This is a genomic window from Sphingobium sp. TomTYG75 (assembly GCF_054771635.1).
In genome coordinates this window covers 35,285-59,658 of the sequence record NZ_BSRE01000002.1, presented here as the reverse complement: position 1 = coordinate 59,658, position 24,374 = coordinate 35,285, and the positions used below count along the sequence as shown (strand labels likewise).

General features: G+C 62.6%; 23 protein-coding genes. 11 read left to right on the top strand and 12 right to left on the bottom strand.

The window, feature by feature from the left end; genetic code table 11:
- Positions 1 to 145 precede the first annotated feature (145 nt).
- On the top strand, positions 146 to 1,594 hold the full coding sequence (locus tag ACYU81_RS14050; protein ID WP_460988243.1) for a L,D-transpeptidase family protein: 1,449 nt from the start codon (positions 146 to 148) through the stop codon (positions 1,592 to 1,594).
- Here ACYU81_RS14050 and ACYU81_RS14045 read toward each other — a convergent pair.
- Genes ACYU81_RS14045 through ectA form a run of 8 tightly spaced genes read right to left on the bottom strand, consistent with a single transcriptional unit; the run spans position 1,591 to position 10,050 of the window.
- Positions 1,591 to 2,838 carry a mechanosensitive ion channel family protein gene (locus ACYU81_RS14045; protein ID WP_460988242.1) on the bottom strand — a complete coding sequence of 416 codons (1,248 nt, stop codon included), beginning with the start codon at positions 2,836 to 2,838 and terminating at the stop codon, positions 1,591 to 1,593. The genes ACYU81_RS14050 and ACYU81_RS14045 overlap by 4 nt on opposite strands.
- Complete coding sequence (locus ACYU81_RS14040) at positions 2,835 to 4,172, bottom strand: MFS transporter (protein WP_460988241.1); 1,338 nt, start codon at positions 4,170 to 4,172, stop codon at positions 2,835 to 2,837. The genes ACYU81_RS14045 and ACYU81_RS14040 overlap by 4 nt, the downstream gene beginning before the upstream one ends.
- On the bottom strand, positions 4,169 to 5,407 hold the full coding sequence (locus tag ACYU81_RS14035; RefSeq protein ID WP_460988240.1) for an MFS transporter: 1,239 nt from the start codon (positions 5,405 to 5,407) through the stop codon (positions 4,169 to 4,171). The genes ACYU81_RS14040 and ACYU81_RS14035 overlap by 4 nt, the downstream gene beginning before the upstream one ends.
- A gap of 21 nt (positions 5,408 to 5,428) precedes the next feature.
- The gene (locus ACYU81_RS14030; RefSeq protein ID WP_460988239.1) at positions 5,429 to 6,868 is read right to left on the bottom strand and encodes an aspartate kinase; all 1,440 of its coding nucleotides are present in this window, start codon (positions 6,866 to 6,868) and stop codon (positions 5,429 to 5,431) included.
- Complete coding sequence (gene thpD / locus ACYU81_RS14025) at positions 6,865 to 7,785, bottom strand: ectoine hydroxylase (RefSeq protein ID WP_460988238.1); 921 nt, start codon at positions 7,783 to 7,785, stop codon at positions 6,865 to 6,867. Before thpD ends, ACYU81_RS14030 begins: the two co-directional genes overlap by 4 nt.
- A gap of 24 nt (positions 7,786 to 7,809) precedes the next feature.
- Positions 7,810 to 8,223, bottom strand: a complete 414-nt coding sequence (locus tag ACYU81_RS14020; protein ID WP_449469213.1) for an ectoine synthase — start codon at positions 8,221 to 8,223, stop codon at positions 7,810 to 7,812.
- Positions 8,224 to 8,233: 10 nt separating this feature from the next.
- Positions 8,234 to 9,541 carry a diaminobutyrate--2-oxoglutarate transaminase gene (gene ectB, locus ACYU81_RS14015; RefSeq protein ID WP_460988236.1) on the bottom strand — a complete coding sequence of 436 codons (1,308 nt, stop codon included), beginning with the start codon at positions 9,539 to 9,541 and terminating at the stop codon, positions 8,234 to 8,236.
- On the bottom strand, positions 9,538 to 10,050 hold the full coding sequence (gene ectA / locus ACYU81_RS14010) for a diaminobutyrate acetyltransferase (protein WP_460989106.1): 513 nt from the start codon (positions 10,048 to 10,050) through the stop codon (positions 9,538 to 9,540). The genes ectB and ectA overlap by 4 nt, the downstream gene beginning before the upstream one ends.
- A gap of 280 nt (positions 10,051 to 10,330) precedes the next feature.
- On the opposite strand from ectA, the gene ACYU81_RS14005 reads away from it, so the two are divergent.
- Complete coding sequence (locus ACYU81_RS14005) at positions 10,331 to 10,819, top strand: MarR family winged helix-turn-helix transcriptional regulator (protein WP_460988235.1); 489 nt, start codon at positions 10,331 to 10,333, stop codon at positions 10,817 to 10,819.
- On the opposite strand, the gene ACYU81_RS14000 is transcribed toward ACYU81_RS14005, so the two are convergent.
- Entirely contained in the window at positions 10,820 to 11,197 is a 378-nt protein-coding gene (locus ACYU81_RS14000; RefSeq protein ID WP_460988234.1) for a sensory rhodopsin transducer, read from the bottom strand.
- A 238-nt stretch (positions 11,198 to 11,435) separates the two neighbouring features.
- Here ACYU81_RS14000 and ACYU81_RS13995 point away from each other — a divergent pair, with 238 nt between their 5' ends.
- Both ACYU81_RS13995 and ACYU81_RS13990 read left to right on the top strand, forming a co-directional pair.
- Positions 11,436 to 12,050, top strand: a complete 615-nt coding sequence (locus ACYU81_RS13995) for a hypothetical protein (protein ID WP_460988233.1) — start codon at positions 11,436 to 11,438, stop codon at positions 12,048 to 12,050.
- 48 nt (positions 12,051 to 12,098) lie between these two features.
- Positions 12,099 to 12,849 (top strand): IS5 family transposase gene (locus tag ACYU81_RS13990; RefSeq protein ID WP_460989105.1). Its coding sequence is split into 2 segments (ribosomal slippage): positions 12,099 to 12,418 and positions 12,417 to 12,849, totalling 753 coding nucleotides; the frame shifts between segments, so codons are not numbered across the junction.
- Positions 12,850 to 13,578: 729 nt separating this feature from the next.
- On the opposite strand, the gene ACYU81_RS13985 is transcribed toward ACYU81_RS13990, so the two are convergent.
- Positions 13,579 to 16,230, bottom strand: coding sequence for a glycoside hydrolase family 2 TIM barrel-domain containing protein (locus ACYU81_RS13985; protein ID WP_460988232.1), 2,652 nt, complete (start codon positions 16,228 to 16,230; stop codon positions 13,579 to 13,581).
- A 125-nt stretch (positions 16,231 to 16,355) separates the two neighbouring features.
- On the bottom strand, positions 16,356 to 17,471 hold the full coding sequence (locus ACYU81_RS13980) for a ThuA domain-containing protein (protein WP_460988231.1): 1,116 nt from the start codon (positions 17,469 to 17,471) through the stop codon (positions 16,356 to 16,358).
- A gap of 253 nt (positions 17,472 to 17,724) precedes the next feature.
- Between ACYU81_RS13980 and ACYU81_RS13975 the strand changes: the two genes are divergently transcribed.
- From ACYU81_RS13975 to ACYU81_RS13960, 4 genes are all read left to right on the top strand, one after another.
- A complete protein-coding gene (locus ACYU81_RS13975; RefSeq protein ID WP_460988230.1) occupies positions 17,725 to 17,910 on the top strand; it encodes a hypothetical protein in 186 nt (61 codons plus the stop codon).
- Positions 17,911 to 17,924: 14 nt separating this feature from the next.
- Positions 17,925 to 19,493, top strand: a complete 1,569-nt coding sequence (locus ACYU81_RS13970; protein WP_460989104.1) for an aldehyde dehydrogenase (NADP(+)) — start codon at positions 17,925 to 17,927, stop codon at positions 19,491 to 19,493.
- Positions 19,490 to 20,467, top strand: coding sequence for an AraD1 family protein (gene araD1, locus ACYU81_RS13965; protein WP_449469225.1), 978 nt, complete (start codon positions 19,490 to 19,492; stop codon positions 20,465 to 20,467). The genes ACYU81_RS13970 and araD1 overlap by 4 nt, the downstream gene beginning before the upstream one ends.
- A 158-nt stretch (positions 20,468 to 20,625) precedes the next feature.
- On the top strand, positions 20,626 to 21,345 hold the full coding sequence (locus tag ACYU81_RS13960) for a FadR/GntR family transcriptional regulator (RefSeq protein ID WP_460988229.1): 720 nt from the start codon (positions 20,626 to 20,628) through the stop codon (positions 21,343 to 21,345).
- Here the strand turns inward: ACYU81_RS13960 and ACYU81_RS13955 are convergent.
- Entirely contained in the window at positions 21,284 to 21,868 is a 585-nt protein-coding gene (locus tag ACYU81_RS13955; RefSeq protein ID WP_460988228.1) for a hypothetical protein, read from the bottom strand. The genes ACYU81_RS13960 and ACYU81_RS13955 overlap by 62 nt on opposite strands.
- A 220-nt stretch (positions 21,869 to 22,088) precedes the next feature.
- On the opposite strand from ACYU81_RS13955, the gene ACYU81_RS13950 reads away from it, so the two are divergent.
- The 3 genes from ACYU81_RS13950 (at position 22,089) to ACYU81_RS13940 (ending at position 24,373) form a co-directional block, all read left to right on the top strand.
- On the top strand, positions 22,089 to 22,292 hold the full coding sequence (locus ACYU81_RS13950) for a helix-turn-helix domain-containing protein (protein WP_449469228.1): 204 nt from the start codon (positions 22,089 to 22,091) through the stop codon (positions 22,290 to 22,292).
- 189 nt (positions 22,293 to 22,481) lie between these two features.
- Positions 22,482 to 22,823, top strand: a complete 342-nt coding sequence (locus tag ACYU81_RS13945; RefSeq protein WP_460989103.1) for a ThuA domain-containing protein — start codon at positions 22,482 to 22,484, stop codon at positions 22,821 to 22,823.
- Between the two features lie 266 nt (positions 22,824 to 23,089).
- Positions 23,090 to 24,373, top strand: a complete 1,284-nt coding sequence (locus ACYU81_RS13940; protein ID WP_460988227.1) for an MFS transporter — start codon at positions 23,090 to 23,092, stop codon at positions 24,371 to 24,373.
- Position 24,374 lies beyond the last annotated feature (1 nt).

Sequence of the window (24,374 nt, the reverse complement as noted above, 5' to 3'; positions counted from 1 at the left end):
GGGAGCCAAATCGTCGACAAGCCGTTCATCGACAATGAGGAATTCGAAGTTTCGCTCCTTCTTTCTGCCTTTTGTCGCGATTTCCGCCAGCGGTCTGCCACATCGTCCGGCGCTGTCAGCTGTCCAGCCCCCCTCCGCGACGGCCATGGACGTTGCCGCGTTGGGCGAGGAACTGCGCGCCGCCGCCCGGGATGAAAATGTCCGTCGCTTCTATGAAGTGGCGGGGTGGCGCGCATGCTGGTCACTTACGGCCGAACAGGAACTGCTCAGCGCTTTGGATCGGCGATCGCAACATGGCCTTGATCAAATTAACTTTGGCGCGCGGCCGTCCGCGTCCGACAGCGCGCTCCAGCGTGAACTGAAGCTCACCCGACTTGCGCTCGCCTATGCATCGGCGCTCGCGCGCGGCGTCGTCAATCCCGCCTCCCTGCGCGAAATCTACACCTTGCCCAGGCCAGCGGCAGATGTGCCCGCTGGACTGGCAGGGGCCATGAAGGAAGAGGGAGTTGGCGCTTGGCTCGCCAGCCTAGCGCCCCAGACCGACGAGTATCGCCGGCTGTCGACGGCCTATCGCGAATATTCCGCCAAAGCGCTGGAAGATGCACGCAAGCCTTTGCCCGACGATGGGCTCATCCATGTCGGCGACCGGGACGCTCGAATCCCTGCCATCGCGGCGCAGCTTGCGGACAATGACTATCTCCTGTCCCGGGTCGGCGCGGGGTCGCGCCCGGCAACTGTCGATGAAGGTGCGCTCTACACCTTCTCGATGGAAAGCGCGGTCAAGCGCCTTCAGGAGGACTACGGCATAGCGGCAGATGGCATTATCGGCCCTGACACATTCAGCGTCCTCAATCTGCGGGCACCGGACCGTGCACGCGCGCTTGCCGTTGCGATGGAGCGGCGGCGCTGGATGCCCCGGTCGCAGCCAGCGACGCGTATCGATGTCAACATCGCGGCCGCGCGCATGCAATATATCCGTGATGGCGTAGTCGTGGATCAGCGCAAAGTGGTTGCGGGCCGCCCCGACCGGCCGACACCCTTGCTCGGCTCGCCGATATTCCGGCTGGTCGCCAATCCGACATGGACCGTGCCGAAATCCATCCAGAACACGGAGCTGGCGCATGTGGATGCCGCCTATCTCCAGCGCAACAACATGGTTCTGCGCGGCGGCTGGATCGTCCAGCAGCCAGGGCCGGACAATGCGCTGGGGCAGGTGAAGTTCGACATGCGCAACGGTCATGCCATCTATCTGCACGACACGTCCGCGCCCGCCCTGTTCGACAGGAGCGAACGGCATCTCAGCCATGGCTGCGTCCGGGTCGAAGATGCGCTTGGTTTTGCGGAGATGCTCGCGTCCGATGAGGGTGTCCTCGATCAATGGCTGACGGCGCGTCAATCCGGGCAGGAGCAGTTTGTCGCCTTGCCGCGCGAGATTCCGGTGCGCCTGCTCTACCGCAATGTCTTTATGAGGCCTTCGGGCGACATCGCCTTCCGCGCGGACCCCTATGGCTGGAACGATGCAGTCGCACAGCGCCTGGGCTTCACCGGCGCAGGCCGCAAGTCACAGCCAGAGGCGATCGACATCGGCCCCTAGGCCGTCGCCAATGCCGTCACGTCGGCGCCGGTCGGACGCTGGAACAGTCGCAGGTCGAAATCGGGCAGGATGGCGATCAGGTGGTCGAATATGTCGCCTTGAATGCCTTCATATTCATCCCAGACCGTGCTGGTGGCGAAGGCATAGATTTCCATCGGCAGGCCGTTCTCGCTAGGCGCGAGCTGACGCACCAGCAACGTCTTGTCCTGCGCGATGTCGCTGCGGGATTGCAGATAGGCCAGCACATAGGCACGGAAAGTGCCGACATTGGTCAATCGTCGGCCATTGACGGTGCCGTCCGCGCCCTGCTCGCTATTCCAGCGCTCGATCTCCTGTCTCTTCGCTTCGAGATAGGGTTGCAGCACTGCGAATTGCGCCATCGTCTCAATGTCACTGTCATCCAGAAAACGGACGCTGCGCTGGTCGATCATCAGCGAGCGCATGATGCGTCGCCCGCCCGATTGCGACATGCCGCGCCAGTTACGGAAGCTGTCGGAAATCAGTCGATGGGTCGGGATCGTCGTGATCGTCTTGTCGAAATTCTGGATCTTTACCGTGTGCAGCGCGATGTCGATCACGTCGCCATCCGCGTTGAACTGCGGCATCTCTATCCAGTCGCCGACGCGCACCATGTCGTTGGAACCGATCTGGACCGACGCCACCAGCGACAGGATCGTGTCCTTGAACACCAGCATCAGCACCGCGGCCATCGCGCCCAGGCCCGACAGCAGCAGCAGCGGAGACTGGTCCATCAATGCGGCGATGATCAGGATCGCCGCCGCGCCGTAGAGCAGCAGCTTGCCCAACTGCACATAGCCCTTGATCGGCCGGTTGGCGGCGTTCGGGCGGCGCTGATACAGGTCATTGAGCAGCGTCAGGAAGCCGCTGAGCGCGATCGCGATGGTCAGGATGATGAAGGCGGTGGACAGGCTGCGGACGAATGTGACGGCTTGCGCAGGCAGATGCGGAACAGTGCCAATGCCGACCTGTATCACCAGCGCGGGGACGATGTTCGACAGCCGCGCGACGATCGCGCCGATATGTTTCCCCTCAATACGGAAGGGCAGGTGATGGAGCAGGCGGAGCAGTAGCCGCAGCACGATGCGCTTGGCCACCCAGTTGGCCGCCCATGCGACTATGCCGAGCAGCAGCAGCGCCAGCCCGCTCTGCATCCACGGCTCGTTCACATAGCCGCGCGTCAAGGTCGAGATGCTGTCGTTGGAAACCGGAAGGTGGGTAATCAAGCCTGCTTCTCCGCGAAGGGATCGTCATAAAGGGATCTGCCAGCCGTCTCGGGCATGAAGCGCAGCGCGATCAGCCCGACGATGCAGGCTGCGATCATGTAGAAGGCCGGCATCAGCTCATTGCCGGTGTAGCTGATCAGACCGCTGCCGATCGCGGGCGCCGTCCCGCCAAAGATGCTGGTCGCGAGATTATAGGCGATGGCGAAGCCCGCAAAGCGCACCTGTGTCGGGAACAGCGCCGGAAAGGTCGCCGAAATCGTCGCCAGCTGCGGCACGTAAAGGAGCCCCAAGAGGACGAAGCCCGCGATCGCTCCCGCCAGCCCCGTTGCCATCAGCATGTAGAGCGGCACCACCGCGATCAGCAGCCCGACCAGCGACACCCGCCACATCACCCGCCGCCCAACCCTGTCCGACAGCGCGCCGGCAAAGGGCAGGAACAGCATCATCAGCAGCATGCCGATGATCGGCACGATCAACGCTTCGTCATTCGACAGTCCGATGCGCCGCTGCAAATAGGTCGGCATGTAGCTGAGCAGCGTGTAGTTGACGACGTTGAGCGCGACCACCAGCCCGCCGACCACCAGCATCGGCCGCCAGTGCCGCCGCATCAGCAGCGACAGGCCGGGGGAGGGCGGCCCGCTGTCATGCAGCGCCGCCGCCGCGCGGAAAACGGGCGTGTCCTCCATCTTCGAGCGCAGGTACATGCCGACCAGCCCCATCGGCGCCGCCACAAGGAAAGGCACGCGCCATCCCCACGCATGCATCGCCGCATCCCCCAGCATCAGCGAGAAACCCAGCATCAAAGCCGCGCCCAGCGAGAACCCCGCCAGCGTCCCGAACTCCAGAAAGCTGCCATAGAATCCGCGCCGATCATCGGGCGCATATTCCGCCATGAAGGTCGCCGCCCCGCCATATTCGCCGCCGGTCGAAAATCCCTGCACCATGCGCAACAGGATCAGCAGCAGGGGCGCCCAGAAGCCGATCGTCGCATGATCCGGGATCAGCCCCACACAGAGCGTCGCTCCCGACATCAGCAAGATGGTCAGCGCCAGCACCGACTTGCGCCCCAGCCGATCGCCCAGCGGCCCCCAGAACAGCCCGCCCAATGGGCGCACGAGAAAGGAAATGGCGAACGTCGCCAGCGCGAACAGCACCGCTTCCTCCGTGCTGCCGGGAAATAACGCGGCCGAGATATAGGCCACGCCGTAGGCATAGATACCATAATCGAACCACTCGGTCGCGTTGCCCATGGCGGACGCGGCAATCGCGCGGCGCAGCGTGGCGTCCTGGCTTGGCGCGGGATCGGCTGCGGCGGTGGCGGAAATGGCGGTCATGTGGTTTGTCCTTCATCGACGCTGTTGGGGTCCAGCAGCGCGGCCATGGGTGTAGTGCGCGGTACGATCTGGAACTCCTGCTGATACATGTCCGGCACCGGTTCGGACGCGCGCTGCCGCCATAGCCCGACCATCATGGCGACCCCCGCGCAGCAGGCGATGAACAGGAACAGCCCGCCGGTGCCCGCCGCCGTCATGAATCCCGCCGCCAGCACTGGCCCCAGCGCCGCGCCGATCGAATAGAGCAGCACCAGCCGCCCGCTCGCCGCCACCCGCTCCGTTTCCAGCAGCCGATCGTTGCAATGCGCGACACACAGCGGATAGAGCGCGAAGCTCAAGCCCCCGAACAATGCGCCCAGGCTTATCAGCAGCACGCCGCCGCCGCTGATCAGCGACAGCGCGATACTGACCAACGCCGCGACCGCAAAGCTGCCGACGATCACCCGACGCCGGTCGTGCCGGTCGGACAAGCGCCCCAGCGGCCATTGCAGCGCCACGCCGCCCAGAATGACGATCATCATGAAATGCGCGGTTTCAGCAAGGTCCAGCCCCAGCCGCCGCACATGCACCGCCGCCATCCCATAAAATGCGCCCAGCATCAGCCCCGTCGCCACTGCGCCCCAAGCGCCCAGCGGCGATGCCGCCAGCAAGGATCGGAGTGAAAAGGCGCTTGCCTCCACAGGCGCAGGCGCGGAACTGCGCGTCAGGCATAGCGGGATGATGGCCAGCGAAATCAGGATCGACGCGATCTGGAAAGGAATGGCGGGCAGCGACCCGCTCGCCCCCAACAGCAATTGCCCGATCGCCTGCCCTGAATAGAGGGCGACCATGTAAGCCGCCAGCACGCTGCCACGCATCTCCGGCTCGGCCCGGTCGTTGAGCCAGCTTTCCAGGCACACGAACACACCCGCGACGCAAATGCCATCGATCAGCCGCAGCAGCATCCAGAACAGCGGCTGCGTCCACAGCGCATAGGATAATGTGCTGGCCGACAGCAGCGCGACGAAAGCGGCAAAGGCGCGGATATGCCCCACGCGCCGCACGATACCGCCCGCGCGCAGCGACCCGATGATCAGCCCGCCGAAATAGGCAGTGGCGACGATGCCTATGGTCATCGTGCCACTGCCCGCCCGATTGAGCCGCAGGCTGATCAGGGTCGCCAGAAATCCGCTGCCCGCCATCAGCATGAAGATGGACAGCAACAGGCTGCGTACGGGTTGAATGGCCAATAGCATGACAGGTCGATCAGCCGCCGATCAGGCGGCGCGCTTCCCCGTCGCCGCCATCTCTTCGCGTTCGACCAAAGCGCTGTGCAGCGCCCGGACGGCAGCATCATAATGCCCGACATCGACGATGAACTGCACATCGACATTTCGGATCTGGTGCTGCATCGCGATGACCCCAACGCCTTCATCGGCCAGCGCGCGCAACGCATCGGCGACCAGCGCAGGCCGGGATATGTCGCTCCCGATCACCGACACCATCGCCACCGGATGGGCGGAGATTGACGCATCCGGATAGCGTATCTGGAGATCGTCGATCACCCGCTTCACCGTCGCCGCAGCAGCCGACAGATAATGGGTGATGGTATTGGCGTTGGACGATTTGCTGACGATCCATGCGTGATGCCGTGTCAGCGCCTCCAATATGGCGGCGTCATAGCCCTTCACGCCCACCATGTCCTGTTCGAAGAACTGGAGGGCCTGCGCATGACGAACGCCGGTCACGATCTCGACCCTTGGACTTTCGGACACATAATCGCCGCAGATCAGCGTCCCGCCATCTTCCCGGTCGAACGTATTGCGCACGCGCAACGGAATATTGGTCTGGCGTAGCCCGCGCCCGGCGCCCGGATGGATGGCCTCCATGCCCAGATTGGCGAGCTGATCGGCGACGTCATAATTGGTGCGCCCGATCTTGCGCGCCTTGTCTGTTCCGACCAGCTTCGGATCGGCGCTCGACAGGTGAAATTCCTTGTGGATGATCGCCTCGCGCGCCCTGGTCAGCACCGCGATCCGCGAGAAGGTCATTTCCGAATAGCCTCGAGCGTAACGGCGCACCATGCCTTCGCTGCATCCCGCATAGCCAGTGACGATCGGCATGGTTGAAGACAGGTCGATGGGCTCCAACGCCTCCACGATCCGCTCGTCCAGCTTCTGCATGTTCTGCTGGTGCCACGGCGTCAGGTCCACGAAGGCGGCATCGACGCCGCGGTCGCGCAGCAACAGGGCGGTGCTGTGGGCGCTATGCGCCTCGCCCAGCCCCGCTAGCATTTCGCGCACGGTCGCCAGCTGCTCCTTGACACAGAAGCGCCCATGGCTGCGCAGCCGCGCTAGATCGTTCAGACAGGCCGCCGCGGCATCGATCCGCATATCGACGAAGGCATCGGCTTCGCGTCGGCTGTCCGCCCGCGCGAACATCTGCGCATTACGCGATTGCATAGCGGTTCGCACCGCTTCCATCGCCTCGCGCCATCCGTCGACGCCTTCGTCCGCGACGAAGCGGCCATAGACGCCCGGCTGGCCGCTTTTCTTATGCTCCAGCAGCAGGTCGGTCATCCCGGCATAGGCGGACACGACGAAGATGCGATTATAAAGATCCGCGCCCTTTCGGCCTCCGATCAGGACATTGTCGAACAGCGTGGCCGTCTCGGCCATTGACGTGCCGCCGATCTTCTCGACGCTATGGCGGTTCATATCAGGGTCTCCTCGGCCAGCGGACCTGTTTCGGGCACGATTGGCTGTGGCTCGCCGCGCGTCGCGATGAACTCCGGGCGCGGCTTGTCGACGCCAAAGGGCGTGCCTAGCCGGTTGCTGACGGCATTATAGACCAGAAAGGCGTTGGCGCGGGGGAAGGGCGTGATGTTGCCGTTCGACCCATGCATGATGTTGCAATCGAATATCACGACCGACCCCGGTTTGCCCGTCGGTGCGACAATGCCATGCTTATGCGCCAGCTCGGCCAGGCTATCCTCGTCCGGCACGCCATATTCCTGACGCCTCAACGACATGCGGTAATGATCCTCGGGCGTTTGCCCGACACAGGTCAGGAAGCGGCGATGCGATCCGGGGATCAGCATCAGCGGCCCATTGTGAGCGGTATTTTCCGCCAGCAGCACCGACATGGACAGCGCCCGCATGCGCGGCATCCCATCCTCGACATGCCAGGTCTCGAAATCGCTGTGCCAGTAGAATTCCTTGCCCTGAAATCCGGGCTTATAGTTGAGGCGCGACTGGTGAATATAGACCTGGTCGCCCAATAGGAAGCGCGCGACATCGGCCAGCCGTTGGTCGGCCGCGAGCCGCGCGACAACTGGACTCTGCGCGTGAATGCGAAAGATAGAACGAATTTCCCGGCTGCCCGGTTCGCTGATGACTGTCTCTTCTTCCAGCGCGTCAGGGTCTGACAACAGCTTGCCAGCTTCGCGCTGGAGGAAGGCGACCTCGCCTTCGGAAAATAGGTCTTCCAACACCAGATAGCCGTCGCGATCGAACTGCGCGGCTTGGGCTTTGCTGATGGGCGCGTCCTCGTTCCAGTCGCTGTGAACGACCGGGTCTAGGCGCGGCAAAAACTCCGCCGTCTTCGCATGGCGGGATGGGTAGATGTCTTGCAAGGGACTTCCCCCTATTTGTCAGGTTCAATTGCTAAGAGCGGCCTCGCGGACCATCTCCGCCTCGGCTGGATAGGCGCCGTTTTCGTCATGCACTTCCTTACCCGTCACCGGCGGATTAAAGACGCAGGCGCAAAGGATATCGGTGTCGGGCCGCACGATATGCTTGTCATGGGCATTGAGCGCATACATGACGCCCGACGCCAGCTGATGCGTGATGCCGGTGCCCAGATCCTCGATCGTGCCATTGCCTTTCAGCACCAGTACCGCTTCCAGATGGTTCTGGTAGTGCATGTGGATTTCTTCGCCAGCATACATGGTCGTGATGTGGAACGAGAATCCCATATCATCGTCCTTCAGCAGCAAGCGTGCGCTTTCCCACTGTTCCGACTTCACGTTCCTGTCGGACTTACGGATGTCCTGAAGTTTGCGAACAATCATGATATCTCCATTATTCCGCGGCGACGCCGTACGGGACGGCCAGCGCTTCACGGACGCAAGTTTCCAATATGTCGATCCCTGCCGAAAGCTGGGCATCGTCTATGACGAGCGGGGCGAGGATCTTGACGATCTCGTCATGCGCGCCGCTGGTTTCGATGATGAGGCCGCGATCGAAGCAGGCGGCGGTGACGGCGGCGGCAATTTCGCCCGACCCGACGTCGATGCCGCGCATCATGCCCCGCCCGCGCGTGGACAGGCCATGTTCCGCCGCCATCGCTTCCAACCGGCACGCGATCAGCGTTCCACGGCGGGCGATGTCCTGCTGGAACTGGCCATCGCTCCAGAAATGGCGCAGCGCGGCGGTGGCGGTCACGAAGGCGTGGTTGTTGCCCCGGAACGTGCCATTATGTTCGCCCGGCGCCCACTGGTCGAATTCCGGCTTGAGCAGCGTAAGCGCGAACGGCAACCCCATGCCCGAAAGCGATTTTGCCAGCGTCACGATGTCGGGCGTGAAGCCCATGCCTTCGAAGCTGAAGAAGCTGCCGGTGCGGCCGCAGCCCGTCTGTATGTCGTCCACGATCATCAATGCGCCGTGGCGCTTGGCGATGACGCTGATCTTGCGCAGCCATTCCGGACACGCGGCGTTGAGGCCGCCTTCGCCCTGGACGGTTTCGACCAGGATCGCGGCCGGGGCGTCCAGTCCGCTCGACGGATCGGACAAGCGCCGCTCCAGCATATCGGCGGTGTCTACCTCAGAACCGTGATAGCCGTCATAGGGTTCATGCGCGACGTGGGACAGCGGCACGCCCGCGCCGCCCCGCTTGGCGGCATTGCCCGTGCAGGCAAGCGCGCCCAGCGTCATGCCGTGGAAACCATTGGTGAAGGCGATCACCAGTTCACGCCCCGTCACCTTGCGGGCAAGCTTGATCGCCGCCTCTACCGCGTTGGTGCCGGTCGGGCCGGTGAACATCGCCCGATAATCCAGCCCGCGCGGCTTCAGGATCACGCTCTCCAGCGTATTCAGAAACTCAGCCTTGGCATCGGTGTGCAGATCGAGACCGTGAGCGATGCCGTCCGCCGTAATATAGTCGAGCAGCGCCTGCTTCAGGACCGGGTGGTTGTGACCGTAATTGAGGGTCGAACAACCCGAGAGGAAGTCGAGATAGCGGCCCCCTTGATTATCATGCATCCAGACGTCTTGCGCCACGTTGAACTGGCGCGGCATGGAACGGGCGTAGCTGCGCACGGCGGACTCGCGCCGCTCGTACAACGTGATGTCGGGTTTTCGACTTGTGGGTCGGGGAAGGGTGGTGATCATATCGCCATTTCTCCTTGTGCTGTGCCACCGCTCATGCGCGGCAGCGGGCCGATGCGGGCAAGCCATTCGGTTGCATGGGCACCGGCAAAATGGGTGTCGCGATGGAACAGCGCGCTTTTCGAAAGTGCGGTGCTCCACTGTTTCGCCAGGCCTCCGAACAAGGCCCAGGACGGCAGATTGTCGTCGGTCACCGTGGTGATGAGATGGGTCACGCCGTCCGCAGACGGGCGGCTCAGCAGCGCCTCGATCATGCGGCCGCCCAGCCGTTGTCCTCGGGCGGCGGGCGCGACGGCGACCTGCCAGACGAAGAAGCTGTCCGGCTCGGACGGCGGCCGGTATCCCGAAACCCATCCGGCCAAGGCCCCGTTCTGCTCGGCAATCACGCAGCTGTCGGCGAAATGCGTGCATTGCAGAAGGTTGCAATAGGCCGAATTGGGATCGAGCGGCGGGCATTGCGCGATCAGCGCGCTGACCGCGGCGCCGTCCGTTGCCGTAGGCTTGCGGAACAGCAACTTGGATGAACGCGCGGGTGAAAGGCGCGCAAATGCCCGTGGCGGTCTCGTCGCCGCATCGGAATCTGACCTAAAGATGCTTTATCTCCCGAATTATAATTTTGCGGTATGCTTGATCCACCCCCTGATGCGAGACAGGCATTTAGAGCAATTCCTCGCATTTTTCAACCAGAAGGCCGCTTTAGGATTCTTTGGCGCATAAAGAATCCATAAAAATACTTTGTCTACCGAAGGAATTTGCATGGCTTCAAACCCCCGTCTTTTCTATGTTTCCTGCATGAGTTCCGACATCGCCTCTCTCACACTCCGCGCTCTCCGCCGCGTCCTGCGCGCCACTGAAATCGGCAGCCGCCGCCTCGCCAACGCAACCGGCCTGACCCCTTCGCAATGGCTCGTCCTGCGCGAAATCGCCTCCCGCGATTCGGCCACGCCCAGTGAGATCGCGCAGGCGCTGCAATTCAGCCAGGCGACCATCACCACGGTCGTCGATCGGCTTCAGGAACTGGGCTTTGTCCAGCGCCAACGCAATGAACGGGACAAGCGGCAGTTCATCCTGACCACGCTTCCGCCCGGCATCGCGGCGCTGGCCGATGCTCCCGACCTGCTGCAAACCACATTCACGGAGCGGTTTGACTGCCTGCCTTCTTGGGAACAGGCGATGGTGCTGGCGGCAGTGGAGCGGCTGGCCATGCTGATGGACGCACAGGACATCGATGCCGCGCCCTTGCTCGACAGTGGCCTTATCGACCGATCCGGACCCGCCTGATCAGCTGGGGAAGGCGATGGTCGACAGCAGCGCTATCGTTTCGGGCCGGGCGTCGAGCCGCGTATGCTGCACCACGATCGGCACATCGGACCGGATGACGCTGGCATAATCCGTGTCCAGCGGAATCGGCTCCGGATCATCAAGGTCGTTGAACCGCAGATGCAGCGTCCGCCGCGCTTCCAGGCTGACGTGATAGGGGCCGACGGGCTCGCGGTCCGTGAAGTAGAGCATGATCTCCACATTCGCCCGCGCGTCCGATGTATTAAGCATGCAGGCCGCTTCATGGCTGGTGAGCGCTCGGTCTGCGCGGGCCCCCTCGCCTCCGGGGATATAGCCCTCCGGAATGACCCAGAGGCGTGAACCTATCGCTTCGCCCATCCCGTTTTCTCCTGATCAGACTGGGGAACGCACGGGTCGGCGATCCGTTACCCCTTAACCGCCCCGACATCTGACCTGGAGAGCTGCCATGACGCAGACCGTGAGCGATTTCTTTTGGGAACGACTGCGGCAATGGGGCGTGCGCCGAATATTCGGTTACCGCTGCCTGCGCCGCCCTCATTCACGGGGCTGGCCCTCACAGGGCTTGGAGCGCTGAAAATGATGGAGAGGGCAAGGCGTGGCTGATCCTTTCCCGGATTATGACGTGTTCTCCAAGCGCGGCAGCCTAAGCTGGAACAGGCAGACCCGGGCCGTGATCGACGAGCGTCTGGCGATGCGCGAAGCCGTTGAAGCGCTTGGGGTCGCCGAACTGGAAACCTTGCATGTGCTGGTCGCGCATGTCGCGCTCGAACCGGAAGGGCGGCCGCCCACGAATACCGTCGCCCTTCTCCTCCAGAAGATCGCGGACAATGGCAGCGACGGCTATCGCCCCGCAAGAATGCCGCAGACCCAGGCAGCATGGCGTCTCGCGCTCGCAGGGCTGGAGGCGGAGGCGCGCGCGCGGTGGAGCGCTCCTTTTCGCGCAGCTGACGGGCGGGCAGATCGACATGCTGCTGACCGACATGCGCGAGGGACGGGCGCTCACCGCCGGCTGGGCGGGCGTCAATCCAGCCCTGCTGTGGGCGTGGCGCGTGCTGCCCGACATCGTCTCGGCGCATTGGGCGCATCCCTCCGCCTGGAGCGCCATGGGCTTCGGCGGGCCGGCCAGTCCGCGCGGCTACGCGCGGACCTATCCCGACGGGCTGCCATTGCCCTAGGCCGGATCGAGATTCAGGATTCACAAAAGGCGTGATGTCTGATTCATGGGGCTCCGTGTTGAGGCGCGGAGCGGATGATGGGGATCAAACGGTACGAATTGAATGAGGCGCAATGGGCGAGGGTTTTGCCACTTCTGCCTGGCAAGGCGAGCGATCCGGGGCGGACGGGATCGGATAACCGCTTGTTCGTGAACGGATGTTTGTGGGTGCTGCGCTCGGGCGCGCACTGGTGCGACCTGCCGGAGCGCTACGGTCGGTGGAAGACGGTCCATCGGCGTTTCAGCAGTTGGTGCCATGCGGGTGTCTGGGAACGGGTGCTCAACACGCTGACCGCCGACCGGGACAACCAATATCTGATGATCGACAGCACCATCGTCCGCGCCCACCAACAGGCAGCGACCGGAAAAGGGGGGCAAGGACCAGGCGCTGGGGCGTTCCCGAGGTGGACTGACGACCAAGATCCACATGCTGGCGGACACGTTCGGTCGGCCATTGCGCCTTCGTATCACGCCCGGGCAGGCCAGCGACGTCACCGCCGCTCCCGATCTTCTGGAAGGCCAGAAGGCCGGGGCCGTACTCGCTGATAAAGCCTATGACTGCAATGATTTACGCGAACATATCGCCGACATGAAGACGCAGGCGGTGATCCCGTCGAAGCGAAATCGCAAGGTCTTCATCCCGCATGACACCGCTATCTACAAGCACCGCAACCGGATCGAGCGATGCTTTGGTCGCCTCAAGCATTTCAGACGCTTCGCTACCCGCTACGATCGGCGCACCGCCCACTTTGCCGGCTTAGTACATCTCGCCGCTGCCATGATCTGGCTACGCTGAATGTCGATCGGTCCTAGTAGTTGGCTCCGCTACCCTATCATTCAGCTGGCCTGGAAGCTCGCGAGCCTTCGTCTGACATCGTACTCCAGCGTACATCTGCACCCGCAGCGTGCCGCTTTAAGATGATCGTTGCTGGGTGCTCGTCCATAAGAGTCAAAGGGGAACAGGGTCTGATCAGGCCTCAATCTAGCCCTAAAGACGTTTTGAGGACAACCATCTTGTCGGCATCGCAACGCACAAGCGGGCCGACCAGCACCGACGGCGGCTTTGCGCCACTTCTCGTCGTCCAATCGCGATTCCTTGCGCTTGAAAGCAGACATTCGATTGCGGCCTGGGTTGAAACTTTCTTGTCAGTTCCAGCTAATGTCGCCGCAACGGGGACGCTTCGGGTTACCGGTACAATCTTGACCAGAATTCAGCCCTTGGGGCCAACATCCGCAGCTGCGAATCGCGGTAAGCTCAGGGTAGGCGAGCGAAGGAGGCGGTGGGTCAGCACATGGATAGGTGGGTTTAAGTTCCACCGGCATCGGTCCGGCAAACGACGAACTGGAGCTGGCAGTTGCGGCTGTCATGAGCCATCGTTTAATCCCGGGCCGGCGGGCAATGCCGATAGATCACGCCAAGAGCGGGCGAGCCGTCAAGTTGGCGGAGATTTTCGCGGACTATATCCACGGAAATTGCGGCGCCATGAAAATAGGTGGTCAGCATGCTCCGCAGGCTTCTGGCCGTTCAGCTCTTGCCGACGACTGACAGCCTGACCTGAGCGCTCCGCAATCCTTCCGATCCGACACTGATGGTCGTCGTGCCCGAACCCGTGGGCCGGATGATCGCCAGTGCGCGGCCGTGCCAGCTTTTCGCCACCGGTTGCCGGAAGCTCGCCAAGCCGCGCGGGTTGGCGTTGCCGAATGCGGCAAGTTCGGCGCTTCCGCTCAGCGAAAGCCGCAGAACATGCGCGGCGTCAGGCACCAGCCGGCCATTGGCGTCGACGACCTCCACGGTGACATGGGCGAGATCGTTCCGGTCGGCGGCTATCTTGGGACGATCGAGCTTAAGCCGCAGGGCTGCTGCAGCGCCCGCAGTCTCCAATTTGCGGCTTCCGATCTTCCGCCCCGCCAAATAGGCGGTCACGACCAGCCGTCCGGGCTCATAGACCACTGGGATCCGCGCTGAGGATGTATTTTCGGGTGTCATCGCCCGGTCCTCGATCATCTTGCCATTCAGTTCGATCGTGACGCGGTCAGCAGGAGTGAAGATGCTGACGTCGAGCGGCTTGCCCTCGGCACCCGGCCAGGTCCAGCTTTCAAGCTCATCGCGCCAGCCCCACAGGAAAGGCCGCTCCTGCTTGCCTTCCGGGATCGGCCGCTGGACCGCAACCTCAAGTGGGCTGAGGCCCCAAATAACGTCGCGGGCGAGCGACTGCGGCCGCTGTTGGCCGATCAGGTCGAGATCGCCGCAGGACGCCCCGAACCACGGATATTCATCCGGGCCGAACGTCTCTCCGGACAGGAGCGTGCGGCCGATCGCCGCCTCGCCCAGATAATCCATTGCCGTCCATACGAAGTCGCCGATCAGGTATGGCGAGCGATCGGTGAGGCGCCACACCTTGTCCACGTCGGCCGGGAAGCTTTCCGTTCCCACCATGACCCTGTCGGGGAATTTTGCATGGTCTCGTTCGTAGTTGCTGAACTTATAATTATAGCCGGCAACGTCGAGGAACTGGGCGGCGGCCTGATCCGGTCGTCCATCCGGACCGGTCACATCGGGGCCGGGGCTGCCGTTGATCGCCTGCGTCACCGGACGGGTCGGGTCAAGCCGGTGCAACTCGTCGCTCAACATTTTCGCTATCGCAACGCCTTCAGGCTGGCCGCGCTCGGGGATCTCGTTGCCGAAGCTCCACATGATTACGCTAGGATGATTGCCGTCGCGCCGGACCATCGCCTCCAGATCCCGCTGCCACCAGCCATCGAAATAAAGGCTGTAGTCGTCCGGATTCTTGGCCACCCGCCACATGTCGAAGGATTCCTCCATCACCAGTATGCCGAGCCGGTCGCAGGCGTCGAGAAAGGCGGGAGAGGGTGGATTGTGCGATGTCCGGAGCGCGTTGAAACCTCGCGCCTTGAGCATTTCGACCTTGCGATATTCCGCGCGGTCGATCGCCACGGCGCCAAGGATGCCGTTGTCGTGGTGAACACAGCCGCCACGCAACTTATATGGCTTGCCGTTGATGCGCAGGCCATTCTGGGCGTCGATCTCGACCCGGCGGATGCCGAGGGGAGCCGTCATCCGATCGATGACTTCGCCGCCCGCCTGCAACGTGCATTCCACCTGATAGAGATGGGGCGCGTCCGGCGACCACAGCCGGGGACGTGCCATTTCCAGCGACGTTGTCACACGGTCACAGGCCGCCACGGTCTTTTCGGCGACGGCTTTTCCTGCATCGTCGAGGATGCGGGTCGTCACCATGCCGCCGGTCTGCGATCCCTCGATCCGGGTCACGACCTCCACAGTGGCCTTTTCTTGCGACACGCTGGGTGTGGTGACCGTAACGCCCCATTGTTCGAAACGGAACGCGCGCGTGATGTCGAGCCACACATGCCGGTAAATGCCCGAGCCCGCATACCAGCGGCTGTTGCGGCCGATATTGGCCGCGCGCACCGCCAGCACATTGTCGCCTGATGGTGAAAGGTGCGGGGTCAGATCGTATGCGAAGGGGACATATCCGTTGGGCCGCTGGCCGAGCAGGACGCCGTTCAACCAGACCTGGGCATTCATGTGAACGCCGTCGAAGACGATCTGGACGCGGGCGTCAGGGCTAAGCGGCGGCAATTTGAAGCGCTTGCGATACCAGCCGACGCCACCGACGGTGAAGCCGGTGGGCGCGCCGCTGGCGCTGCGGGCATAGCCCAGATTGTCGTTCAATCCGGCATCGAACGGGCCGATGAGGCGGGGCACGTCCTTCGACGGCACCTTCTGCCACAAGGGGGCGCTATCGACCGAGCGAAGCACCGCATTGAGGGCTGGATCGCTTCCCGGACGGTCCTCAATGCTCCAGTCATGCGGCAACTCGACCCGGCGCCATGCCGAATCGTCATAGGCGGGCTTCGCAACGTCCGCGCCGTCGCCGAGCAGGAAGCTCCATCCATCGTCGAAAACTTGGCCCCGACGGTCGAGCGTCAACGGGGCGGGCGGTAGGCGAGGGACAAGGGAAAACGCGCGGGAAGCAGGGATCAGCACTGCGGCGCTCACCGACAGGCGCAGGAGCGTCCGCCGGGAAAGACCAGCGCCAAATCGCACGTTCATCGCTCTATACTCCTGCAATTCATTGTCGGTGTCGCGGCGGCGGCTGCTCGCAATGATGCCCGAGCCCAGTTGGGACGTCACAAAGCCAGTCGCTGAAAGCTCTCCACCGCTTGTTTATTAGTATGAGTATATCCGGCACCAGAAGGCGTCAATCCAGTGCCGTCCTGTCCGGGCCGACGAGTTGGCGATCGCCGGGCCATGCATCCCTATCGGCTTGGGGCAGGACGCGCGCAGGGTTTCCTGGCCGCGGCCCAGGAGATCGCGCTTTCCAGCATCGTCCGGTAGGTTGGGTCGGAATAGGTCTGCGGCCGATGGCCGATCGCCGAATAAAAGGATCGCCCCCGGCCGACGCAGCGGGTCCATGCGATGGGATGATCCCCCATGCGCAGGTCCTGCTTCATCATGCCGATCGGCGAATAGCTGCCTTCATCCAACGTGGCGAGGACATGGGCTCCCGACAGGCGGGGGCTTGCCTTGAAGGAATACCATTCGTCTTTCATCGTCCATGCCGTCGGCAGCCCGGCTGCGACCGGATGTTTCGGATCATCCAGCCGGATTTGCGCATCCTGAAATTGCGGCCCCATCGGATGACCGATGAACCGCGCGCCGATCAGTGTGTCCGCATACCAGTCCCAGAAATAGGCGGGGTCCCCGGCTGAACCATGGACCGCGACGAAGCCGCCGCCGCGCTCGATATAAGACTTGAGCGCCTCGCGCTGGGTCAGGGTCAGCACATCGCCGCTGACGTTGTTCCATATCACGGCATCGAACCGGCTGAGGATCGCCGGAGAGATCGCGCCGCCGCGATCCGTGGCCACCATCGCCCAGCCGTGACGCTTCGCCATGTCGAGGAACGCCGCATGGGCGGCCTCCACCGAGGGGCCGTCGCGAAATCCGGTCATCTTTTCGAACAACAGGATGCGCGGCTTGCCCTTGGGCAGGATGAAGGTCGGCCGGTCGTCGTCATAGCGGGCGCAGCGCGCTACGCGATCCGCATCCGTCACGCTGATGGCCTTCAGTCGATCCGCTATGCTGGCCATCTTGTCCGCGCTGATCCGCAGCATCGCCCCGGCTTCGCGCACTGAAAGAATCGCCGAAAAACTGGGCGCGGTGGTGCTCGTGAACATCGGCGGCAGCTTCGCGAGGATGCCCGGCGCTTCCGTTTCGACAGCGGCGCGCGCCGCGGGGTTCAGCAATATGTCCATGAACGGTGACGCGAGCGAGAATGGCGCGTCGCGCAGCGGGCAATCCAGTGTCGCGGCCGATGCCGGGGCTACGGTGCTGATCAGCGCCAGCAGCGCGATGAGAAGACGCTTGGTCATGCGATTGCGGTCTCCATTGCGAGCGCATTGGCCGACCTACTGCCCCCAAGCACGCAGAACGGCACATATAGCTCACATGCCGCCATCAAGAAAAAACTGTTTCGCAACAGGGCGCTGCCCCCTCGCGTGAGATGCCGAACATTCAAGTTCAATGGATTGGCCAAGGCACGTCCGCTCGTTGATATTTAATTAGTATGAGTATATATGATCCTTGACGGCGTCAATCGCCCGACGCCGATCAAGAAAGACTGCAATGACCGCCAGCACCCACGGAGGCCGATCAACCGCCTGGTTCGACAACTCCGAGAATATGGAGGCGACTGTCCCGCTTGAGCGCCGCCTGAACTTTGACCCCAGCTTGGCGGAGTGTCGGCTTGGCGAGGGCGGCTATCCCTATCCGACCTCGCAGACCTTGGGCCTGCCCCGCGACAATCATTGATGGAGAATGCACAAGTGATCGACGGCAGCGTTCTGGTGGGCGGCGACGCACGCCAGCAGGAAGAGCGGTTCAAGGGTATCGATCCGACAACGGATCTGCCACTTGCCCAGAGCTATTCACAAGCCTCGCCAGAGGACGTCGCGGACGCATGCGCTCTGGCGGCTGATGCGGCGCCATCCTTTGCCGCCCTGACGCCGGACGCAAGAGCGCGCTTTCTCGAAGCCGTTGCCGAGCGGATCGACGCCATCGGCGATTCGCTTATCGAAACGGCTATGGCGGAAACGGGCTTGCCCCGCATGCGTCTGGAAGGTGAGCGCGGACGCACTACCGGGCAGCTCCGGCTGTTCGCCTCCGAATTGCGGGCCGGCTACTGGCTCGACGTGACGATCGATCGCGCCTTGCCGGATCGCGCCCCGCCGCGTCCCGACCTTCGCCGCATGAATGTGCCGCTCGGCCCGGTAGCGGTGTTCGGCGCGTCCAATTTCCCGCTCGCTTTTTCCGTGGCTGGCGGCGATACCGCGTCGGCGCTCGCGGCGGGATGTCCGGTGGTGGCCAAGGGGCATCCGGGTCACCCCGGAACCGGAGAGCTCATCGCTCGCGCCGTGACCCAAGCTGTGACGGACTGCGGTCTTCATCCGGGCGTTTTTTCCTATCTGCCCGGCACTGGCAATGCGCTTGGCGCTGCCGTTGTGGCCGATCCTCGCATCCGCGCGGTCGGCTTTACAGGATCGCGGGCGGGCGGACTTGCGCTCGCCGAGATAGCGGCCCGGCGTCTTGAACCTATCCCCGTTTATGCCGAAATGAGCGCGGTCAATCCCGTCATATTGATGCCGGGCGCTCTCAAAACCCGCGCCGAGACGCTTGGGACGGCATTTGTGGGCTCTCTGACGCAGGGGGCAGGACAGTTTTGCACGAATCCCGGACTGATCATCGCGATCGACGGACCGGACCTCGACCGCTTCCTCGCTTCGGCCACTTCGGCCGTTAGCGAGGCGTCGCCGCTGGTAATGCTGACGCCCGCCATTCGAGCCGCTTTCACCAATGGCGTAGCCAAGCTGGAGACCATGCCGGGCGCCAGGTTGATCGCACAGGCCCAAGCCCCGGAAGGGCGTGCCGGTGCGGCGTTGTTCGAAAGCTACGCTGAGCAGATCGCTCTTGAACCGGCCCTTGCCGAAGAGGTGTTCGGTGCATCGTCCGTGGTGATCCGTTGCAAGGATGCCGATGCGCTGGCGCAGGTCATCTCCGGACTGGAGGGGCAGTTGACCGCAACGATCCACATGGATGATTCTGATGCTGCCGACGCGGCCGCCATACTTCCTCTTCTCGCGCAAAAGGCGGGCAGGGTCCTGGCGAACGGCTGGCCGACGGGTGTCGAAGTGACCTGGGCGATGGTTCATGGCGGGCCATTCCCCGCCACCATAGACGGAAGGTCCACCTCGGTCGGCACCCTCGCCATGTCTCGCTTCCTGCGGCCGGTCTGCTTTCAGGATATCGGCGCAAAGCTGATCCCGCCGCCATTGCAGGACGCTAACCCCTGGCGCTTGCCGCGCCGCCTTGATGGCAAGATGGAGATCACCCGATGATCCGTTCCCTCGTCCAATATGAACAGGATGGCCGGCGCGGCGTAGCCGCTCTGGACGAGAGCGGAGCAGCCCTGATCGTGCGTGACACGGCTTCCGTGCGGATGCTGGCTGGCGATGCGTTGGCGTCGTCCACCACGCTTGCCGCTCTTGCCGAGGAACGCGCAGGGGCTTCGATCGATTTGGCCGCTGTTACCTTGCTGCCACCGATCGATCATGAAGATCCCGCCCATCTGCTGGTCAGCGGCACCGGCCTCACGCATCTGGGCTCCGCCGAAGGCCGCGACAAGATGCACAAGGCCGCCGCCGCCGGTCAGGCCACCGATTCCATGCGCATGTTCCTGATGGGCGAGGAGGGTGGAAAGCCAGCCGCCGGAACTGAGGGTGTGCAGCCCGAATGGTTCTACAAGGGCGACGGGTCGATCCTGGTGCCGCCGGGCGCACCTTTCCGCAAACCTGCTTTCGCGGGAGATGGGGGCGAGGAGCCGGAAATCGCCGGCATCTACTTCAATGCGCCGGATGGTACGCCGGTTCGCCTGGGCTTTTCAATCGGGAATGAGTTTTCGGACCATGTGACCGAACGGGTCAATTATCTCTGGCTCGCCCATTCCAAGCTACGTCAGGCGTCGCTGGGCGCGGAATTGCTGCTGGGCGACCTGCCCGCCGATGTTCGCGGCGCCAGCAGGATTATCCGCGACGGTGCGATCTTGTGGGAAAGTAGTTTCTTTTCTGGCGAGACGAACATGTCTCACAGCATCGAGAATCTTGAGCATCATCATTTCAAATATGACTTGTTCAGACGTGCCGGCGACGTGCATGTGCATTTCTTCGGCACGGCGACCCTCTCCTTTACCGACCAGGTGGAAACGCGCGCGGGCGATATATTCGAGATTGAGGCGGATGCCTTCACCATGCCACTTCGCAATCCTCTGATGGAAGCAGCCGAAGAAGGATTGGCTAAAGTGAGGGTGCTATGACCAGCACGCGCTAGGCCTGCCTGTTCGGGGTCGGCATGCTGCCAACGCCGCGACATACCAGGCGCGGAGCTGACCGTCTCGTCGTCGCAATGCATATCTTTACCGCAAAAATGGCTCTACAAAACCACCGGATAATTTAATACGGAGAATGGCTCGGGATGCAGCCTCACGAAGAAGCCAAGAGGTTGCGAATCCATCAGGCACTCGCGCGGCAGATCGGCATAGCTATCGTTTCGTGTGAGCACCCTCCAGGCTATGGTTTCGGGGGGGAGATAGAAGAGGCGCAAGCTCTCGGCGTGTCTCGGACCGCTTATCGGGAGGCGATGCGCATTTTAACGGCAAAGGGCCTTCTCGAAAGCAGGCCCAAAGCCGGAACGCGTGTGACGCTTCGTTCCCGATGGAATGTGTTGGATCCGGACATCCTTGCCTGGATGTTCTCATCAGATCACCCTGATGAGCGCTTCGTTCGGGACTTGTTTGAACTGCGCGGCCTTATCGAGCCTGCGGCGGCGGCCTGGGCGGCTACACGGCGCTCGCCTGAGCAATTGGAAAAAATGCGTGCGGCGCTTGAAGCAATGGCGCGGTACGGCTTATCGACGGAGAGCGGCCGAGAAGCGGATCAGCGTTTCCATGGCGCCATCCTGGAAGCGAGCGACAATGAGCCGCTTGCATCTTTGTCTAGTTCGGTGGGCGCCGCGCTCACCTGGACGACGCGTTTCAAGCAGATGAAGTTTGCGCATCCGCGCGATCCGATCGGTGAACATGAAGCAGTATTTGCAGCTATTGCGGCGAGAGACGCGGACGGGGCGCGATCGGCTATGACAGAGCTACTTCGTCTCGCGCTCGATGATATGGGCTTGTCGTCAATTCGTAGTTGAATGTCTGCCTCTCGGATGGAGGCATGGATGCAAAAGTCAGTACCTCGAAGAAGGCGCTCTCTTCGAGCGCATCGGCTTGGTCAGCAACCAAGGCATGGAGCGATGTCGTCGTCAGCCCAGCCTTCGCGGCTGCGGCTTCGAAGCTGGCATAATCCATCGTCATCAGCGCCGCGACATAATCAAGCGCCTGCGCGATCACCTCGCGGCGCGCCTGCGGATTACGCCATAGCTTGGTTTCCGCCAGCACGATGTCGCCCCGGGGGGTGATAAAGAGATTGTCGATGAAGCCGTGCCCGCAGGCCATCTCCCGTCCCACCGCGATGGGTGCGCCAAAGCCCGGTTCAATCTGCGCGATGGGGAGGATTTCAGGATGGTCGTGGATCAGCTGCTGCAGCCACGCCTCCTTGAACTCACCCGCCGATCCGAGTTCGACCGGCTCCAGCTTGTGGCTCGTTCCATCCGTCCCGAGCAGGAAGGGCGCGCCAAGTGCCTTGCGGGCGGGCAGGGGGATCATCTGAGTCACAGGACCAGGGCCCTACTGAGGGAAGCGGCCCGCTCCGGCAGTGGACATCCTCTGCTCCCTCCCGATGTGAGATTGATTTCACTCGTTAATTCCAGCCTCACAGTGCGTCTCCTGTCGACAATCAGTAACGGACACACACGCTCTCAGCCCAAGGGAAGTCAAGGCAAATGTCACTGATCGTCTGTAGATCAATCAGTGACATGGGCGCTTTAAGATTGCGGTGGATATTCGCGCGCGCCTTGGATCTAATGTTCGCCGCCTCCGGGAGGAGAAGGGCTGGAGCCAAGAGGATTATGCCGACCGCGCCGAAATCCACCGCACCTATGTGAGCGACATCGAGCGCGGGCGGCGCAATCCCACCATCACCGTGGTTGAGAAGCTGGCGGTGCCATTCGGGATCGCGCCGGGGGATCTGCTGAACTGAGGAGCGGTCGGCACGCGGACCGGCAGCTATCCAGGCGGCTCTCGACCAATGTAAGACGTTCCGATATGAGTGGGGATGTCGGCTCATGCCGGAACCAGCTGTTCAAACATTTAACAGCAGCCCGCCAGCCAAGCACCATTCTCCGTCGTTCGGAACCAGAGCTGTGGTACCTAGAACCGGTCGTGCGCAATCAGCCCCGGGCGCAGGCGGTGCGATCGCGCTAAGCGCTGGCAGATAGCCGATGAATGGTATTCCTTCACCAGCAACCCTCGCGCCACCGGCTCAACCATCCTCGCGACGCTTGATGAAAAAAGCTACGATCCGGTCGGGATGCCCGGGCGGGATCTACGCATGGGCGATCATCCGATCGCATGGACACGCTGTGTCGGACGGGGACGCGTTTTCTATTCTGCCATCGGTCATCTTCCCCAAACCTATTCGGACCCGCGCTATGTAACGCTGCTCCAAAATGCGGTCGGCTGGACGGCTAAGGGGCGGAAACATGGCTGCAGCGCGGCTGGACAGCGGTGATGCCGGAATGCCGCTCGGCCTGGTCGCCGTGAACCTGCTACAATATCTCTCAGAAAACGGCGCACGCTGTGACCGCACACAATGTGCGCCGTAGCGGCCGACCTTTGATGCGAGATCGGCATCATCGATCAGTATGAAATTTAGTTGCCTTAAAAATTCACCCGTCTATAGATTTGCGCCTTTTCATCGATGGGGGCGGGGGTGGCCGTGGATAGTGTAGTGAAGAGCGTTTGCTGCGGCAGCGAGGTATCGTGCGGATGGCACATATGAACGCGGTACTGCCCGTAACCAATGTCTCCGTGGCCGGGGCGCGAGGACTACGCGTGCGCCTGTTCATCATGATGGCGCTGCAAATGGCGGTGTGGGGCGCCTGGGCGCCGAAGCTGTTCCCCTATATGACCATGCTCGGCTTCACCTCGAGCCAGCAGGCGCTGGTCGGCAGTTGCTGGGGCATCGCGTCGATCCTCGGCATCTTCTTTTCCAACCAGTTCGCCGACCGCAATTTCGCGGCAGAACGGATGCTGGCGTTCAGCCATGCGATTGGCGGCGCTTGTCTGTTGGGCGCGGCCTTCTCGACTGCGTTCCTTCCCTTCTTCCTGTTCTTCCTGGGGTACAGCCTGCTCTATGTGCCGACGCTGTCGGTCGCCAACACGATCAGCTTTGCCAACCTGCGCGATCCGGCTCGCGACTTTGGCAAGGTACGCATGGGCGGCACCGTCGGTTGGGTCATCGCCAGCTGGCCGTTCATCTTCCTGTTGAGCGCCCATGCGGACGTGACGCAGGTGCGGTGGATTTTGGTCGTATCGGCCATCGCGTCCTTTGCAATGGCGCTGTATTCCCTGACGCTGCCTCATACGCCGCCGTGTCGGGACCGTAATTCGGATTCGCTCGCATGGCGTGAAACATTCGGCCTGCTCCGGCAGCCCGCGATCCTGGTGCTGTTCATCGTCACCTTCATCGATTCCGTGGTCCACAACGGCTATTTTGTCGTGTCCGACGCCTTTTTGACTAACCGGGTGGGCATTGCGGGCAATCTGTCGATGGTCGTGCTGAGCCTCGGCCAGGTGGCCGAGGTGGTGACGATGGGCGTGTTGGGGGTCGTGCTTGCCCGACTAGGCTGGCGCACAACGATGATTGTCGGCATTCTGGGCCATGCCGCGCGGTTCGGTGTCTTTGCGCTGTTCCCTGACAGCGTGACGGCGGTGGTCGCGGTTCAGTTGCTGCATGGCGTCTGCTACGCCTTCTTCTTTGCAACCGTATACATCTTCGTCGATGACGCCTTTCCAAAGGATGTGCGGGTGAGCGCGCAGGGGCTTTTCAACCTGTTGATCCTGGGCGTCGGCAATGTGGTCGCCAGCTTCCTGTTCCCGATGCTGGTCGCGCGGCTGACCATCCGTCCGGGAACCGCGCTGGTCCCGCCCGAGGTCGATTATTCGACCCTGTTCATGGTGCCGACGGGGCTTGCTTTGTTTGGTGCGCTACTGCTGGCGGTAGCCTTTCGCCCCGCTCAGCGAGGCCCCGCGCCGGTAGCGAAATCGGAGGATAACTGAC